This window comes from Bradyrhizobium sp. CSS354, from assembly GCF_029051725.1.
GTDB lineage: Bacteria > Pseudomonadota > Alphaproteobacteria > Rhizobiales > Xanthobacteraceae > Bradyrhizobium.
Map to the genome: position 1 here is coordinate 112,401 of NZ_JAACFU010000014.1, position 16,299 is coordinate 128,699.

The 16,299-nt window shown below is 64.6% G+C and carries 12 protein-coding genes; 2 read left to right on the forward strand and 10 right to left on the reverse strand.

Annotated features, from left to right (window positions below; all coding sequences use genetic code 11):
• Positions 1 to 14: 14 nt before the first annotated feature.
• The 5 genes from GWG67_RS28250 to GWG67_RS28270 all read right to left on the reverse strand — a co-directional run bounded on the left by GWG67_RS28250 (position 15) and on the right by GWG67_RS28270 (position 6,870).
• Complete coding sequence (locus tag GWG67_RS28250) at positions 15 to 2,255, reverse strand: tetratricopeptide repeat protein (RefSeq protein WP_275172613.1); 2,241 nt, start codon at positions 2,253 to 2,255, stop codon at positions 15 to 17.
• 101 nt (positions 2,256 to 2,356) lie between these two features.
• Complete coding sequence (locus GWG67_RS28255; RefSeq protein ID WP_247286117.1) at positions 2,357 to 3,094, reverse strand: amino acid ABC transporter ATP-binding protein; 738 nt, start codon at positions 3,092 to 3,094, stop codon at positions 2,357 to 2,359.
• A gap of 11 nt (positions 3,095 to 3,105) precedes the next feature.
• Positions 3,106 to 4,626, reverse strand: coding sequence for an amino acid ABC transporter permease (locus GWG67_RS28260; protein WP_275172614.1), 1,521 nt, complete (start codon positions 4,624 to 4,626; stop codon positions 3,106 to 3,108).
• On the reverse strand, positions 4,623 to 5,828 hold the full coding sequence (locus tag GWG67_RS28265; protein ID WP_275172615.1) for an amino acid ABC transporter permease: 1,206 nt from the start codon (positions 5,826 to 5,828) through the stop codon (positions 4,623 to 4,625). Before GWG67_RS28265 ends, GWG67_RS28260 begins: the two co-directional genes overlap by 4 nt.
• A gap of 25 nt (positions 5,829 to 5,853) precedes the next feature.
• Entirely contained in the window at positions 5,854 to 6,870 is a 1,017-nt protein-coding gene (locus GWG67_RS28270) for an amino acid ABC transporter substrate-binding protein (RefSeq protein ID WP_275172616.1), read from the reverse strand.
• Between the two features lie 393 nt (positions 6,871 to 7,263).
• Between GWG67_RS28270 and metC the strand changes: the two genes are divergently transcribed.
• Together metC and GWG67_RS28280 are read left to right on the forward strand one after the other, a co-directional pair.
• Positions 7,264 to 8,448, forward strand: a complete 1,185-nt coding sequence (gene metC, locus GWG67_RS28275) for a cystathionine beta-lyase (RefSeq protein WP_275172617.1) — start codon at positions 7,264 to 7,266, stop codon at positions 8,446 to 8,448.
• 178 nt (positions 8,449 to 8,626) lie between these two features.
• A complete protein-coding gene (locus GWG67_RS28280) occupies positions 8,627 to 10,318 on the forward strand; it encodes a Na/Pi cotransporter family protein (RefSeq protein ID WP_275172618.1) in 1,692 nt (563 codons plus the stop codon).
• 6 nt (positions 10,319 to 10,324) lie between these two features.
• Here the strand turns inward: GWG67_RS28280 and GWG67_RS28285 are convergent, their stop codons facing one another.
• The 5 genes from GWG67_RS28285 to pbpC form a co-directional block, all read right to left on the reverse strand.
• Complete coding sequence (locus GWG67_RS28285) at positions 10,325 to 10,663, reverse strand: lipid-A-disaccharide synthase N-terminal domain-containing protein (RefSeq protein ID WP_275172619.1); 339 nt, start codon at positions 10,661 to 10,663, stop codon at positions 10,325 to 10,327.
• The gene (locus tag GWG67_RS28290) at positions 10,660 to 11,409 is read right to left on the reverse strand and encodes a glycosyltransferase family 2 protein (RefSeq protein ID WP_275172620.1); all 750 of its coding nucleotides are present in this window, start codon (positions 11,407 to 11,409) and stop codon (positions 10,660 to 10,662) included. Before GWG67_RS28290 ends, GWG67_RS28285 begins: the two co-directional genes overlap by 4 nt.
• 64 nt (positions 11,410 to 11,473) lie before the next feature.
• A complete protein-coding gene (locus GWG67_RS28295) occupies positions 11,474 to 12,319 on the reverse strand; it encodes a phosphatase PAP2 family protein (RefSeq protein ID WP_275172621.1) in 846 nt (281 codons plus the stop codon).
• A 1-nt stretch (position 12,320) separates the two neighbouring features.
• Positions 12,321 to 14,063: a glycosyltransferase family 39 protein gene (locus GWG67_RS28300; RefSeq protein WP_275172622.1), complete on the reverse strand. Its 1,743-nt coding sequence runs from the start codon at positions 14,061 to 14,063 to the stop codon at positions 12,321 to 12,323.
• Positions 14,064 to 14,113: 50 nt separating this feature from the next.
• Entirely contained in the window at positions 14,114 to 16,264 is a 2,151-nt protein-coding gene (gene pbpC, locus GWG67_RS28305) for a penicillin-binding protein 1C (protein WP_275172623.1), read from the reverse strand.
• Positions 16,265 to 16,299 lie beyond the last annotated feature (35 nt).

Genomic DNA, 16,299 nt, shown 5'->3' on the forward strand with positions numbered 1-16,299 from the left:
GCGCTGCAGGTCCCCTACGCAACGTCGCTGCCTTCGGCAGCCGCGGCACAATAGTCGCGCCAGAACCGGCGGTAAGCCGCTTCGACCTCGCGCGTGTAGATTTCGACATTGCCGGCGGGGGACGCGGCGATCCGGGCCGGCAACTCCGCGCGCAACTTCGCCAGATGCGCCGGCTGCGCCGCATATTTGCAGGCGATCGCAGCATAGCCCTCGTCATCCGCGGCGACCCAGTCGTCGAGACCGACAGCAGCCACGATCGAACCGCCGGCACGCGATGAGGCGCCGTTGCCGAGCTTGGCCACGACCGGAACACCCGCATAGAGCGATTCCCAGGTGCTGACGCCGCCGTTTTGCGGGAACGTGTCGAGCGATATGTCGACCTTCGCAAACGCCCGCAGGTGCTCGTGGCGCGGGGACGAGCCCAGGCAGGTGACATTGTCCTCGGCAATGCCCTGCGCCACGAACCGTGCGACCAAATTGTCGCGCAGCATGGGATCGTCAAGCAGGGTATGCTTGATGATGATCCTCGAACCCGTCACCTCGCGCATCACTTTCGACCACACCCGGATGGCCTCGTCCGAGATCTTGTAGATGCGATTGAATACGCCGAAGGTGACATAACCGTTGCGGAGCATGGGAGGCTCCGAAGGCGGCACATCCAGGATGGGATCGATCGTGATCAGGCACGGCAGGTCGTAGACTTTTTCAGCCAGCAGATGACGCGCCGATTGCGGAATGAAGATGGGATCTGCGAGCACGTGGTCCATGGTCTGAAGGCCAGTGCCTGTAGCATGGCCAAACCCCGAGACTTGGATCGGGGCCGGCTTGCGAGCGAAAACATGCAGCCTGTTGCCGGTCGTGTGCCCGGACACGTCGATCAGGATATCGACCTTGTCGGCCTGAATGCGATCGGCCAGTTCGTCATCTGAAAGCTGCCAGGCGTCGACCCAGACGTCCGCCATCGACTTGAACTCGTCCGTTATCTCATCTTGTAACGGCGAACACGAATAGCAGACGATCTCGAACCTGGCGTGATCATGATGGCGCAGCACCGGCAACAGAGCGAACGCTGCCGAGTGGTTCCTGAATTCGGAAGCGACATATCCGATCAAGATCCGCTTGTCCGGATCGAGCGTGCGGGGCGCCAACGCCCTTCGCGGCAATTTGGCGCCGACCGCGTCCCACCATTGTTTTCGCGCGGCCTGCTGGACCGCAAAATCGGCGTCGGGAAGATAGTCCAGAAAGAAGATCTTGCGCCCGATCAAGTCCGCATAATCCGGCGCAATTGCCAGCCCCGCATCGAGATGTTCGAGCGCCGTCACGATGTCACCCTGGCTCGCATAGCAGGAAGCCAGGAGCGCAATCCCGATGTCCGACCGTGGATTTTCCTCCAGCAAGGTCTTGACCGCAGCAATCGCCCCGGCCGTGTTGCCTTTGAGAATGTTGACTTGCGCCTTTCCTTGCAAGGCCACTTCGAGCCTCGGTGAAAGCGCCAGCGCCGCATCGAAATCCGCAAGCGCCTGCTCCAGCCGCGACAGATCGAGATTGAGCCGTCCGCGCTGCGCCAGAATCTTCGGCGAATCCGGCTTGATCGCGAGCCCCGCCGCGATAGCTGCGGCCGCCTCCTCATAATGCCGGAGCTCGATGCACACCATGCCCTTGCCCGCGATCGCTTCCGCGTGACGCGGCTGAAACGCGAGGGCGCGATCGAAACTCGCCTTGGCGCGCTGGAACTGGCCTTCGATCAGCTCCGCCATGCCACGATTGCAAAATGCATCGGCATAGTCCGGCTTTAGCCTGATAGCGCGATCGTGCAGCTCGATAGCCTGCTCTGCGAGGCCCATGTGCAGCAGCGTATTGCCGAGATTGGTCAAGGCGATCGGAGAATTCGGCTTCAGCGCAATGGCCCTCTCCTGGCATGCGCGAGCGTTCTGAAATTTCTGGAGGGTGAAATACACTGCCCCGAGATTGCCATGGGCATCGGGCGAACGCGGATCGAGCACGGTCGCGCGCTCGAGCAGTTGTTGCGCCTCCTCGAGCCGCCCACAATCATACGCGCGCAGGCCGAGCAGGTGCGCAGCGTCGAAATGATCCGGAACCTCCGTCAGAATCCGGCGGCAGAGTGTCTCGACCTCCGCATGTCTGCCCTGCCCGAGTGCCTGAACCGCGGCGGACATGACCGCGTCCGCCTGCTTCTTCAACTTCTTTTGCAATCGCGCGTTCTGGAATGCGCGCGCGCCGGCGCTGCTCTGCAAAGTCTCTCTCCGGAGTATGGCCCGAAAAGAGGCTGGCCGATTCGCATGGTGCCAAGCTGGCGGGGCGGTTAGACCAGCGACGTCACCCGGATTGCAGGCGCTCAGCGCAGGATCTGGCTGAGAAACAGTTTTGTGCGAGCGTGCTGCGGGGCCGCGAAGAACTCTTTGGGCGTATTGGCTTCGATGATCTGGCCCGCGTCCATGAACACGACGCGGTTGGCGACCTCGCGGGCAAAGCCCATCTCGTGGGTGACCACCAGCATGGTCATGCCCTCCTCGGCGAGGTCGACCATCGTGTCCAGCACCTCCTTGACCATTTCGGGGTCAAGCGCCGAGGTCGGCTCGTCGAACAGCATCACCTTCGGGTTCATCGTCAGCGCGCGGGCGATCGCGACGCGCTGCTGCTGACCGCCGGACATCTGTCCCGGAAACTTGTTGGCCTGGTGCGGAATCTTGACCCGCTCCAGAAACTTCATCGCCGCGGCCTCGGCGTCCTTCTTGGGGATGTTGCGCACCCAGATTGGCGCCAGCGTGCAATTGTCCAGCACGGACAGGTGGGGAAACAGGTTGAAACTCTGGAACACCATGCCGACTTCGCGCCGCACCGCATCGACGTGCTTCAGGTTCGGCCCGAGCTCGATGCCGTCAACGACGATCTCGCCTTCCTGAAACTCTTCGAGCGCGTTGATACAGCGGATCAGCGTCGACTTGCCCGAGCCGGATGGGCCGCAGATCACGATGCGCTCGCCCTTCTCGACCGCAAGGTCGATGTCGCGCAGCACGTGAAACTCGCCGTACCATTTGTTCAGGCCGGAAATCTTGACGATGGGGTCGGACATGGTGACCTCGATCAGTTGCGCCGGTGAGCGTTGAGGCGATGCTCGACGAAGAGCGAGTAGCGCGACATTCCAAAGCAGAAGATGAAGTAGATGATCCCGGCGAAGGCGAACCCGGTGAACGCGGTCGACGGCGACGACCATTTCGGATCCGAGAACGACGCCCGCAGTGAGCCCAGGAGATCGAACAGCGCCACGATCGAGACCAGCGAAGTGTCCTTGAACAGCGAGATGAAGCTGTTGACGAGATTCGGAATGACGTGGCGCAGCGCCTGCGGCAGCACGATCAGCGAGGTCGTCTTCCACCAGGACAGCCCCAATGCCGCGGCCGCCTCGCCCTGCCCGCGCGGGATCGCAGCCAGCCCGCCGCGGACGTTCTCGGCCTGATAGGCGCCCGTAAACAGCGAAATTCCAATCAGCGCACGCACCAACCCGTCGACTGTGAAATTGCCCGGCAGAAACAGCGGCAGCATGTAGGTGGCGAAGAACAGCACGGTGATCAGCGGCACGCCGCGCCAGAACTCGATGAAGGCGATCGAGAAGATCCGGATCAGCGGAATGGTCGAGCGGCGGCCAAGCGCCAGCGCAATGCCGATCGGCAGCGAGGTGACGATGCCGGTGACGGAGACCACCAGTGTCACCAGAAGTCCGCCCCACAGGTTCGTCTGCACGATCGGCAGTCCGCCGTGATCGAGCCCCATCAGCTTGATCACGGTTGCGATGGCGACAAAGGTGGCGATGCTGGATGTCAGGGCCCGCCCCCCGGTGCGGAGGCCACCGCCGAGAACGAAGGCGATCAGCGAGACGATCGCGGTGGTGATGGCGAAATCGGCCCAGACCGACTGGCCTGTCCCCTGCAGCTGATCTCGCAGCCAGGTCAACGGAAAGATCAGCCAGTAGATCGCGGTCCCCACGAGCACGATGACATTGCCGACGACCCACAACAACGGTGCGGCTGAGGACGTCTTGCCGAGACTGAGAAGAGCCTGCCCGGCGCCGATGATGCTGTCGTCGAACAATTGCAGCAGGTCAGCGGTCCAGCTCAGGCCAAATCCCTTGATGCCGCCGCCGTGGAGCAGAAAGAATGCGACCACCGGAAACGCAAAGAAGAACAGGCCTGCATTCAATCCTTTCGACGGCAGTCGCGGAATGAGCAACGGCACCAACAGGACCACTGACAGGACGAGCGTGAGGTTGACCCGCCAGCGTTCGGCTTCGGGGTAGAAGCCGTAGATCAGTTGCGGCAGCTTGGCCTGGATGTAGGGCCAGCAGGCGCCGACCGCAAAGCCGGCGTTCTCGGCGAGGCAGGCCGTGCGATCCTTGCCGGTCCAGACTGCATCGATCATCAGGAATCTGAGGGAAGGGATGATGGTGAACCATAGCAGCAAGGCGCCGACGATCGTGAGCAGGATGTTGGTCGGCGAGTTGAACAGGCGCGTCCGCATCAGGCCGATGAAGCCCGTGGTCTTCACCGGCGCGGGACGCTCACCGAGAAGATCCTGGCGAACGAAGCTGGACGAGGTGATATCGCTCATGCGCCGAGACTCCGGCTGACGCGCCAACCGTAGACGCTCATGACGGCGCTGGTGATCAGCGAGATCAGGAGATAGACGCCCATCGTCATGGCGATGATCTCGATGGCCTGCCCGGTCTGGCTCAGCGACGTGCCGGCGAACACGGAGACGAGGTCAGGATAGCCGATCGCGACGGCCAGCGACGAATTCTTGGTGAGATTGAGGTACTGGTTGGTCAGCGGCGGAACGATCACGCGCATCGCCTGTGGCACGACGACCAGGCGGAGCGTAGTGCCGCGGCTCAGTCCCAGCGACGATCCCGCCTCCATCTGTCCGCTGTGGACGGAGAGGATGCCCGCGCGCACGATCTCGGCGATAAAGGCAGCCGTATAGGTCGACAAGGCTAACGTGAGCGCCACAAACTCCGGGATGATCCGCGAGCCGCCGGCGAAATTGAAGCCCTTGAGCTGCGGCAGCTCGAAGCTGAAGGGCAGACCCGCTACCAGCATGGTGATGAGCGGCAGTCCGAACAACAGGCCCAGCACATAGGGCCAGATCCGGATCATCTGCCCCCGCTGGAACAGCGCCTGGCGCGCATGGATGCGCAGCGCCAGCGAAGCCACGATGCCGAGCGCCAGCACGGCAAGAAACGCCTCGAAGCCGCTCTCGCCGATCGGGCGGGGAATGACGAGACCGCGATTGCTGACGAAGGCGATGCCGAGCAGCGAAATGCTCTGTCGTGGATTGGGCAAGGCCGCGAGCACCGCCAGGTACCAGAACAGGATCTGGAACAGCAGCGGCAGGTTGCGGATGATCTCGACATAGATCTCGCCGACGCGCGCGAGCAGCCAGTTGGGAGACAGCCGGCACAGTGCGACGATAAAGCCGATCACGGTGGCAAACACGATGCCCACCACCGAGACCACGAGCGTATTGAGGAGCCCGACAAGGAACACGCGCAGGAACGTGTCCGAGCCGGTGTACGAGATCAGCGTCTGATTGACGTCGAAACCGGCGTTGTTCGCGAGGAAACCGAAGCCGGCGGCAATGTGCTGGTTCTCGAGGTTGGCGCGGGCGTTGGAGACGATTTCATAGGCAATCCAGCCCAGGACCGCAGCGAAGGCAAACTGGACGGCGATGCCGTTCCAGCCTGTCTTGCCCCCCAGCACGCGCCTGATCTTCAGCGCGATCTGGGGCGGGGGTTTGCGAGCCTCGATGCTCATCGCCGCGAGCGCGGGTCAGGCAGGGTCAGCGGATCGGCGGCGCGTACTGGAGACCGCCCTTGTTCCAGAGATTGTTGAGACCCCGACTGATACCAAGCGGCGAGCCCGCGCCGACGTTGCGGTCGAACACTTCGCCGTAATTGCCGACGGCCTTCACGATGCGCACCACCCAGTCCTTGCTCAGGCCGAGCTGTTCACCAAAATTGCCGTCGGTGCCGAGGACGCGCTTCAGCTCCGGATTTTCCTGTTTCGTCTTCTCGTCGACGTTCTTCGCGGTCACCCCCAGTTCTTCGGTGGTGATCAGGGCAAACAGCGTCCATTTCACGATGTCGAACCACTGGTCGTCGCCGTGGCGCACCATTGGTCCGAGCGGCTCCTTCGAGATGATTTCCGGGAGCACCATGTGATCGCCGGGATTGGCGAGTTTCAGGCGGTTGGCGTACAGCCCCGACTGGTCGGTGGTGAAGACGTCGCAGCGCCCGGCCTCGTAGGCCTTGACCGTTTCGTCGTTGGTGCCGAACGCGATCACCTCGTACTTCATGTTGTTGGCCTTGAAGTAGTCGGCGAGATTCTGCTCGGTCGTGGTGCCGGTCTGGACACAGACCGAGGCGCTGTTGAGCTCGAGCGCCGAGTTCACCTTGAGCGACTTCTTCACCATGAAGCCCTGCCCGTCATAATAGGTCACGCCGGTGAAGTTGGCGCCAAGCGACGTATCGCGCGAGATGGTCCAGGTGGTGTTGCGCGACAGCACGTCGACTTCGCCGGATTGCAGCGCCGTGAAGCGGTCCTTGGCGGAGAGCGGCACGTATTTGACCTTGGTCGGATCGTTGAAGATGGCCCCGGCGATCGCGCGGCAGACGTCGACGTCAAGCCCGGTCCAGTTGCCCTTGTCGTCCGGCGAGGAGAAGCCGGGCAGGCCCTGACTGACGCCGCAGGACAGCATGCCCCGGTCCTTGACGGTCTTGAGCGTTTGCGCATCGGCGGCTTGGGCAGTCAGGCCGGCGGCGAGTGCGAGAGTGAGAGCCAGAGTTACGCGTTTCATGGGCTTTGGGCCTTTCAAAGTCGTCTCAAGGTCAGGAACGTTGTCTTTGCGATCGTCTCTGCCGGGGCTAGCCGTATCAAGACCAGCCTTGCAAGAGTCATGCTGGAAAACCTTGCCGATCACCCGCCGATCCCGGGAGGCCCTACCTTAATCCCCGCCGAAAGCGCCCGCCGTTACGGCTGTGGCGCATGGTCCGGTCAAGCGATGGATCGAAGGTCGCGGCAGGCCCCTCAACATGCGGCGACTGAATAGCACTGCGATAACAGAACGACTGGCGTGCCGGGTCAAGGGGTTGACGGGACTCTTCTGTGTTCTGTTATTAACGACAGCGGCCTTTCGGCCAGCCCGCGGGCGCACAGCGCCTACTGGAAACGCGCTTTTGAAAGCAGACGCATGGATTCCTCACACCCCTCCGAGCAGCACGCCGAAACCCGGCTGGTCACCTCCGGCCGCGACACCAAGGCGCAGAAGGGGTTCGTCAACCCGCCCGTCTTCCACGGCTCGACCGTGCTCTATCCGACCGCCGAGGACCTGCACGCCCATCGCAGCGAGTTCCAGTACGGCCGACACGGCACGCCGACGACCCGTGCGTTCCAGGACACCCTGATCGCGCTGGAGGGGCCGCAATGCGCCGGCGTCGGCATCGTGCCGTCGGGTCTGTCGGCGATCTCGACCACCCTGCTCTCGGTGCTGAAGGCCGGCGACCACATCCTGGTCTGCGATAACGTCTATCGGCCCTCGCGCAATTTCTGCAACGGCATGCTCACCCGCTACGGCGTCGAGACCACCTACTTCGATCCGATGATCGGCGCCGGCATCGACAAGCTTTTCAAGCCCAACACAGGCGCGGTGCTGGTCGAAGCGCCCGGCTCGCAGTCGTTCGAGATGCCCGACATCCGCGCCATCGCCGAGGTCGCGCATGCGCGCGGCGCGCTCGTCATCGACGACAACACCTGGGCGACGCCGCTCTATCACCGTTCGCTCGAACAGGGCGTCGACATCAGCATGCAGGCCGCCACCAAATATATCGGCGGCCATTCCGACATCATGTTCGGCACCATCTCGGCCAATGCCAAGGCCTGGCCTCAGATCGCCGAAGGCATCCGCCTGCTCGGCGTCTGCGCCGGTCCCGATGACGTCTTCCTGGCGCTGCGTGGCGTGCGTACGCTGTCGGTGCGGCTGGCGCACCATCATCGCTCCGGCCTCGACATGGCGCGCTGGCTTGCGAGCCGTCCCGAGGTCGCGCGTGTGCTGCATCCGGCGCTCGAGACCGATCCAGGCCATGCGATCTGGAGGCGCGACTTCACGGGCGCGTCGGGCCTGTTCAGCATCGTCTTGAAGCCGGCGCCGCAGAAGGCGGTCGACACCATGCTCGATACGCTAAAGCTGTTCGGCATGGGCTTCTCCTGGGGCGGCTTCGAGAGCCTGGTGATTCCCTTCGATTGCGACGCCTATCGCACCGCGACCAAGTGGGCACCGGGCGGGCCTACCTTGCGTCTGCACATCGGTCTCGAGAGCACCGACGATCTCAAGGCGGATCTTGATCGCGGCTTCGCTGCCCTCAAGGCAGCAATGTGAGCCTGCTCACAAGGCATCGCGCCTCGGGACGCGGCAATCGCGCGCCGGCGGACGCGCCAACGCGCGCCGCGGGAACGTGCAGCTGCCGCAAACGTTAACGCCGATGCGCCAACAAATGGTTTGAACCTCAAGCAATTGGCGCTAGCCTCACCAATCGACTCTCATCCGGACACGGAGCATGGGAACGTTGGTACTGCTCGATCTGATGGGCGGCGTGGCGCTGTTGCTGTGGGGCCTGCACATGGTCCACAGCGGGATTCTGCGCGCCTTTGGCCCGGACCTGCGACGGCTGCTCGGCAAGGCGCTTGGTAACCGCTTCAACGCGTTTGCCGCCGGCCTCGGGCTGACCGCGCTGCTCCAGAGCAGCACGGCGACCGCGCTACTCACGAGTTCGTTCGCAGCCGAGGGCCTGCTCAGCCTGGTCACCGCGCTTGCCATCATGCTCGGCGCCAATGTCGGCACGACGTTGATCGTGCAGGTGCTGTCGTTCAACATCGCCGCCGTTGCGCCGGTCCTCTTCGTGCTTGGACTGGTCGCCTTCCGCGCGGGTCCGCGCTCGCGGATCAAGGACGTCGGCCGTGTCTTGATCGGTCTCGGACTGATGCTGCTGTCGCTGCACATCCTGCTCGACACGCTGGCGCCAGCCGAGAACGCACCGGGCGTTCGCCTCGTGATGTCCTCCATCACGGGCGATCCCGTTCTGTGCATCGTGATTGCGGCGCTCGTCACCTGGGCGGTGCATTCGAGCGTCGCCAGCGTGCTGCTGATCATGTCACTCGCCTATTCGCAGTTCATCTCGCCTTACGCCGCGCTCGCACTGGTGCTTGGCGCCAATCTCGGCAGCGCCATCAATCCCGTATTCGAAGGCGCCAAGCGTGACGATCCCGCCAGCTATCGCCTGCCGGTAGGCAATCTCGTCAACCGCGTGATCGGGATCGCCCTGGTCCTGCCCTTCCTGGGCCCGATCGCCGAGCACATGCACGCCTGGCAGCCGGATCTCGCCAGGATGACGGCGGCGTTTCATATCGCCTTCAACGTCGGCACGGCCGTGGTCTTCATCGGCCTGCTCGACACCATGTCGCGCCTGTTGACCCGGCTCCTGCCCGATCGTGTTCAGGAGGCCGATCCGGCACGGCCGCGCTATCTCGACGAGACCGCGCTGGAATCGCCGTCGCTGGCGCTGGCCGATGCCGGCCGCGAAACCCTGCGCATGGGCGATCTCGTCGAGATCATGCTGCGCAAGGTGATGGCGGCGATGATGAGCGGCGACCGCGCGCTGGTCGACCAGGTCTCGAAGATGGACAACATCGTCGACGGCCTTGACGAAGCCATCAAGCTCTACGTGACGAAACTCATGCGGGGCAGCCTCGACGAGAGCGAGGGCCGGCGCGCCATGGAGATCATCTCCTTCGCCATCAATCTGGAACATATCGGCGACATCATCGACAAGAGCCTGAGCGAGCTTGCGACCAAGAAGATCAAGCGCCGCTTTCAGTTCTCGCCCGAGGGCGCCGAGGAGCTCGCTGCCTTCCACAAGCGCACGATGGATTCGCTGCGCATCGCCTTCGGCGTCTTCATGTCGGGCGACGCCAACGAGGCGCGCAAGCTGCTGGTGGAGAAGACGGCGCTGCGCAACACCGAGCTTGCCGCCGTCGAGCGCCACCTCGATCGCCTGCGCGAGGGCCGGCCCGAGACCATCGAAACCACGTCGCTGCATCTCGACGTGCTGCGGGACCTGCGCCGCATCCATTCGCATATCTGCTCGGTCGCCTATCCCGTGCTCGACGCGGCCGGCGAGCCCCATCGCAGGCGCGAGACGGAGACCGCCGCCCTGCCCGCGTCGGGCGCAGCGTCGGCGCTGCCGCGCTAACGTGGATCAGCGCTCCAGCGTCTTCGAGGCGCGGCCGCGGTTCTTCACGATCAGCATGATATTGCGGATATAGATGATGGTCGCGAGCGACTGGCCGAGGATGATGACAGGCTCACGCTTGACGACGCCGTAGACCAGCGTCATCAGCCCGCCGCCCATGGAGCAGAACCAGAACGCCATCGGCACCACGCTGTTGCCGGCACGCTCGCTCGCGATCCACTGCACCAGGAAGCGCGCGGTAAAGAACAGCTGCGCGACGAGGCCGAACGCGAGCCAGAAGTCGAACTTGGCCACGAAGACGTCGTAGAAATAGTTGCTCAGCGCCTGACCGTATTGGATGATCATGCCTTCACCTCAGTCACATCGGGCGTCGGCTTCTTGCGGCGGATCAGCCACCACACGCCCACGAGATCCATGATGCCGATCCACAGCCGGTCGAAGAAACCGTAATTGGACACGCCGGAATGTCGCGGCCGGTCGATCACGTCGACATAGGCGATCTCAAAACCCTCGCGGCGCACCAGCGCCGGCAGGAAACGATGCAGCCCGTCGAAATAGGGCATCATCAGGAACACCTCGCGCCGGAACGCCTTTAGGCCGCAGCCGGTGTCGCGCGTACCGTCCTTCAGGATCGCGTTGCGGACGCCGTTGGCGACGCGCGACTGGAACTTCTTGAAGCCGGTATCCTTGCGGCCGACGCGTTGTCCTGCGGCAAGTCCGACCTTGCTTCCGTTTTCGACCGCGGCGATCAGGTCCGGCAGGAAAGCCGGATTGTTCTGGCCGTCGCCGTCGAGCGTCGCCACGATCGCGCCGCGTGCGGCACGCACGCCGCTGCGCACGGCCGCGGATTGGCCGCCTGATTTGGCATGGCGCAACTGGCGCAGATTGTCCCGCTGCTTCATGACCGCGCCGAGCCGTTCGCCGGTCGCGTCCGTCGAACCGTCATTGACGTAGATGATCTCATAGGCCCAGCGGCCGTCGAGCGCCGCGCCGATCTCCTCGATCAGCGGCACGATGTTGTCGGCTTCGTTGCGCACGGGAACGACGATGGAAACCGAGGGCTGGAAAACCGAAGGCTGGGGCGACGACAAATCGAAAGCTCGTGGTTGGAATTGGCTTGGCTCGGGAACCGAGGGTCCCGGCAGGCAGCCGCTTTTATGGGGCGGATGCCCCGTGGGCAACCCTTTTGAGACGGCCCGAGACCGCCCCCGCAAGAGGCACAATGGTGCCGTCGGCACGGATGGCAAAGCCGAGCCTGCGGGCCGCGAACCAGTAGCGCACCGCCATGGCGCCCACCATGCCGACCAGGGCGCCGGCCACTACGTCACTCGGGTGATGCGCGAGCAGCACCAGTCGCGTCAGCAGGATCACGATCGCGTAAGTGAACATGAACACGCGCAGGCGCGGCCACAACGCAGAGACCGCAAACGCGAGCGCGAACGCCGTCACCGCATGACCCGACGGCAGGCTGGCATAAGCCCCCGTCCCCTCGAACGGGATAAAGTTGAACGGATTGGCCTTGCCGCCGACGAACGGACGTCCTCGACCGATGAGATATTTCAGGATCTCAGCGACGAATATGGGCACGGCAACAGACAGAAACATGAACTGCAGCCGCGTGCCGAGGCCGAGCAGCAACGCGCGGCTTGTGCCGTGCAATCCCGCCGCAACGAGCACCAGCACCACCAGCACGCCCCCGAGCACCGAGAGCACATACTCGTCCTTGCCGAAATCGGTGAGGATGCGGATCGGCCACAGGCCCGGTGTGCCACGCGCCGGCATCAGCTGAATCTCGGTCAGGTCGAACGCGACCATCAGCGCGATGACCAGGGCTGCACCCGCCGCACTGAGCCACAGCGAATGCCGCGCCAGCTTTCGCGCGGCCTCGGCGCGGCGCGAATGCGAGGGCGAGCGCACGAGCTGCGCCAGGGCGCGCCCCGACAGCGTGAGCAATTGCGCGGGATAGCTCGCGCGCGGCGCGATGTCGGTTGGTGCCGACATCCTACTCGGTGCCTTCCGAGCGGAAGATCGAGATCGAGATCGCACGCCCTTGCGAGAAATTGTAGCCGTCGATGCGCGTGCCAACCTTGTAGCGCAGCCCGATCGCCTCGGCGCGCTGCACGAAGCCGCGCTCCGAACGCTGCTCGATCAGCGCGAAACGGCAGCTTCCCTGCCGCAGGAAATCCGCCGCGCCCGAACCGTCGGTGAGCAGCGTCTGCGTGCCGGTCAGGAAGACGAGGCTCGGCTCGTGATAGCCGGCCGCGGCAGCCTTCGGCCCGACGCAGGTGACGTTGCGAAGTGCGCGTGCGATCTCGATGCTCGGAAACAGCGGCGTCAGCGACGGCAGCACGATGCCATAGACTGTCACCGCGAGCATCAGGGCTGCGACCAGAGCGTTGAGCAGCGAGCGCTCGGCGTGGTTGTTGTCGTGAAGCCACCAGGCGAACAGGCCGAAGATCAGCGAGGCCGCGATGAACGGCCAGGCGACGAAAGCAGGCTGCCGCGTCAGCATCACCGCGCCGACGACCGCGATGATCGAGCCGCCAACGGGGATCGCGAACCACCAGGCCGAGCCGCGCATCAACCAGGACCACGACAGCACGCGCCGCTCGAGCGCGCCCGCGGTGAGGATCGCGATCGCGGGGTACAGCGGCAGCACGTAGTGCGGCAGCTTGGTCAGCACCACCTCGAATACGATCCAGGACGGGACCAGCCAGGCCAGCAGGAACTGCGCGCCGGGCTCGCGCCGCGCGCGCCAGACCGCGGGCGCCGCCATCGCCGCGAGCGGCGCGCCGGGCCAGAACGTGATCCAGAACAGGGCCAGGTACAATCCGGGCGGCGCGCCGTGGGATTCCTGCGCGCCCAACTTGCTCAGCATGTCGCCGCCGACGGAATCGGCGAAGAAGGCATCGCCCGCGCGCCAGAAGATCGCGACGAACCAGGGCAGCACCAGCACCAGCATCCACATCAGGCCCCAGAGCGGGCGCAGCTTCCACAGCCAGGAGGCATCGCGGTCCTGGATCGCGAGCGCGACGATGGTCAGACCTGCGAACATCAGGATCAGCGGGCCCTTGATCAGGATGCCGACAGCGAGCGCCGTCCAGAAGATCGCAGGCCAACTCCAGGGCGGACGCGTCTCGTCCTCGGCGCGCTGCCACGACAGATACGCCCGCGCCATCGCGCCCATCGCAGCGGTCACGCAGAACAGCAGCATCGCGTCGGTCTTCGCAAGCCGCGCCTCGACCCCGAGCAGCACGGAAGCACACATCAGAAGTGCCGCAAGCACCGCGGCGCGCCGCGTGACGAAGCCGAGCGCCGCCCAATAGGTCATGAGCACGGCACCGATGGCGCCGATCAGCGACGGCAGCCGGTAAACCCAGATCCGCAATTCGGCCCGCGGCAGACCGAGCGCCGATGCCGTCTCGACCGCGGCCGATTGCAGCCAATAGATGCCGACCGGCTTCTTGTAGCGGACGTCCTCCTGGAAGCGGATATCGACATAATCGCCACTCTCGACCATCTGCTTGGTGGCCTGCGCAAAGCGTGCCTCGTCGCGGTCAACCGGCGGAATCGTGAAGAAGCCCGGCAGGAATAACAGCAGCGCGCACAGCAGCAGGAAGGCGACCGCGCGGACGTGGCTGGCCGTGGCGATGTCGAACATGGACACGAACCGGCTGCCCGGATTCACCGGGGATTTCGGCTCGCGAGGAGCTCCAAAACGGGGTGCTGGGTAGGTCTCGGCCATCGGTTCCGCTTACGCTGAAACCGCCATCGCCACAACCGCTTGCGGCAGGATCACTGAATTCGAATGACAACTGTGTCCGCGGCGCCCGTGGCATCGATGACCGTCAGCCGCGCAAAGCCCGGACCTGGCGGATCGATCAGCCGCTGGCGCCGTCCGTCGATCTCGCCCTGCGCCGTTCCGTTAACCATGACGGTCATGGGCAGAACGCCGCCGGCGACCTTGACCGGCATGGCTGCGCCACCTTCGCCACCTGAGCGATCGACATCGATCCGCGAGCCGTTCAGCGGAAACTGGATGTGCAGGGCCTGTTCGCCCCCGGTTCGCACTAGGTCTCCGACCGGGCGGAACCGCCTCAACGGCAACGGCAGCTTGGCGTTACTGGCAACGAGAGTTCCTTTCGGCGGCTTCGGCAACGGGAGGAGCGTCTTTCCGGTCCGGGCGAAGGCGTCGAACAGAATGGGCGCGGCGGCGACGCGCCCAATCAGGCCCGGAACCGGCGCACCGTCGGGCCGACCGACCCAGACGCCGATGGTCATGCGCCCGTCGAAGCCCATCGACCATGCGTCGCGGTAGCCATAGGAGGTGCCGGTCTTGAAAGCGATGCGGTTGTGAGCCGCGTTCTCCGGCGGCGGGGTGCCGAGCAGCACATTACCCACTTGCCAGGCCGCGACCTGATCGAGCAGCCGCAGCGGCTCGCGGTCGTCCCTGTCGTTCATGATCTCGCGCAGTGGCCTGGTGGTGCCGAGCCGGGCGAAGCCAGCATAGAGCTGGGCGAGGTCCTGCAGCGTCACGCCGACGCCGCCAAGGCCCATGGCAAGTCCCGGCGCTTCGTCCTTGGGCAGCACCAGATTGCCACCGGCCTGGCGCAGCCGCGAGGCCAGCCGGCTTGCGCCGACGCGGTCCAGCAGCACGATCGCGGGCACGTTCAGCGACAGCTGCAGCGCCTTCTTCACCGGCACCGTGCCCTGGAACGTCATGTCGAAATTTTCCGGCGCGTAGGAGCCGAAGCGCGCGGGCCGATCGTCGATCAGACTGTCGGGATGAACAAAACCGTCCTCGAAGGCGAGCCCGTAGATGAACGGTTTCAGCGTCGAGCCCGGCGAGCGGACTGCGCGGGTCATGTCGACCTGCCCTGCCCGGCGCTCGTCGAAATAATCCGCCGAGCCGACGCGGGCGAGCACGTCGCCGCTCTCATTGTCGACGACGATGATGCCGACCGAGATGTTCGGCCCCAACGCAAAGGCACGGTCGCGCGCCAGCGGCTCCAGCACCTTTTGCAGGTTGGCATCGAGCGTCAGCTTGATGACGGGCGCGTCCTTGACCGTCGCAAGCGCCGCATCGGAGGCATGCGGCGCCAGGATCGGCATCGGCTTGCGCAGTTTCGGCACGGGAACGGCCTTGGCCTGCTTCGCATCATCGAGGCTGATCTGTTGCTCCTCGACCATGCGGTCGAGTACGCGGTCACGCGCCTTGCGCGCCGCATCGGGATGGCGATCGAGCCTGCGGGTCTCCGGCGATTGCGGCAGCGCGACCAGCAACGCCGCTTCAGCCAGCGACAATCGCTTCGGCTCCTTGCCGAGATAGGCGATCGAAGCGGCCCGAATGCCTTCGAGGTTGCCGCCGTAAGGCGCGAGCGCCAGATAGAGATCGAGGATCTCGCTCTTGCTCAAGCTGCGCTCGATCTCGATCGCTCGCACCATTTGCCGCAGCTTTGCATAGAGCGAGCGCTGCCGCCGCGGCTCCATCAGCCGCGCGAGCTGCATCGAGATGGTCGAGCCGCCCGAGACGATGTGGCCCCGCGTCCCAAGCTGAAACGCAGCGCGCCCCAGCGCCAGCGGGTCGATGCCGTCATGTGCGTAAAAGCGCTGGTCCTCATAGGCGAGCAGCAGCTTCAGATAGGTCGGATCGACGTTCGTTTTGGTCTCGACCGGCAGCCGCCAGCGCCCGTCCGCCATCGCATAGGCGCGCAGCAGCTTGCCGTTGCGATCGACGATGGTGGTGGAAACCTGGCGGGCTTCGTCGAAAGGCAGCGGACCGAGGGAGTAAACCCAGGCGACGAAGCCGACGGTGGTGAGGATGAGGACGAAGGCGGCTATCGACCGAACGCGACGGCCCCACCTCCGCACTCCGTCATGGCCGGGCTTGTCCCGGCCATCCACGTTCTTGCTCGCGGCACCACAGTCCGTGGATGCCCGGGACATCTGCGCGAAGACGCGCTTCGCGCTTTTGCCCGGGC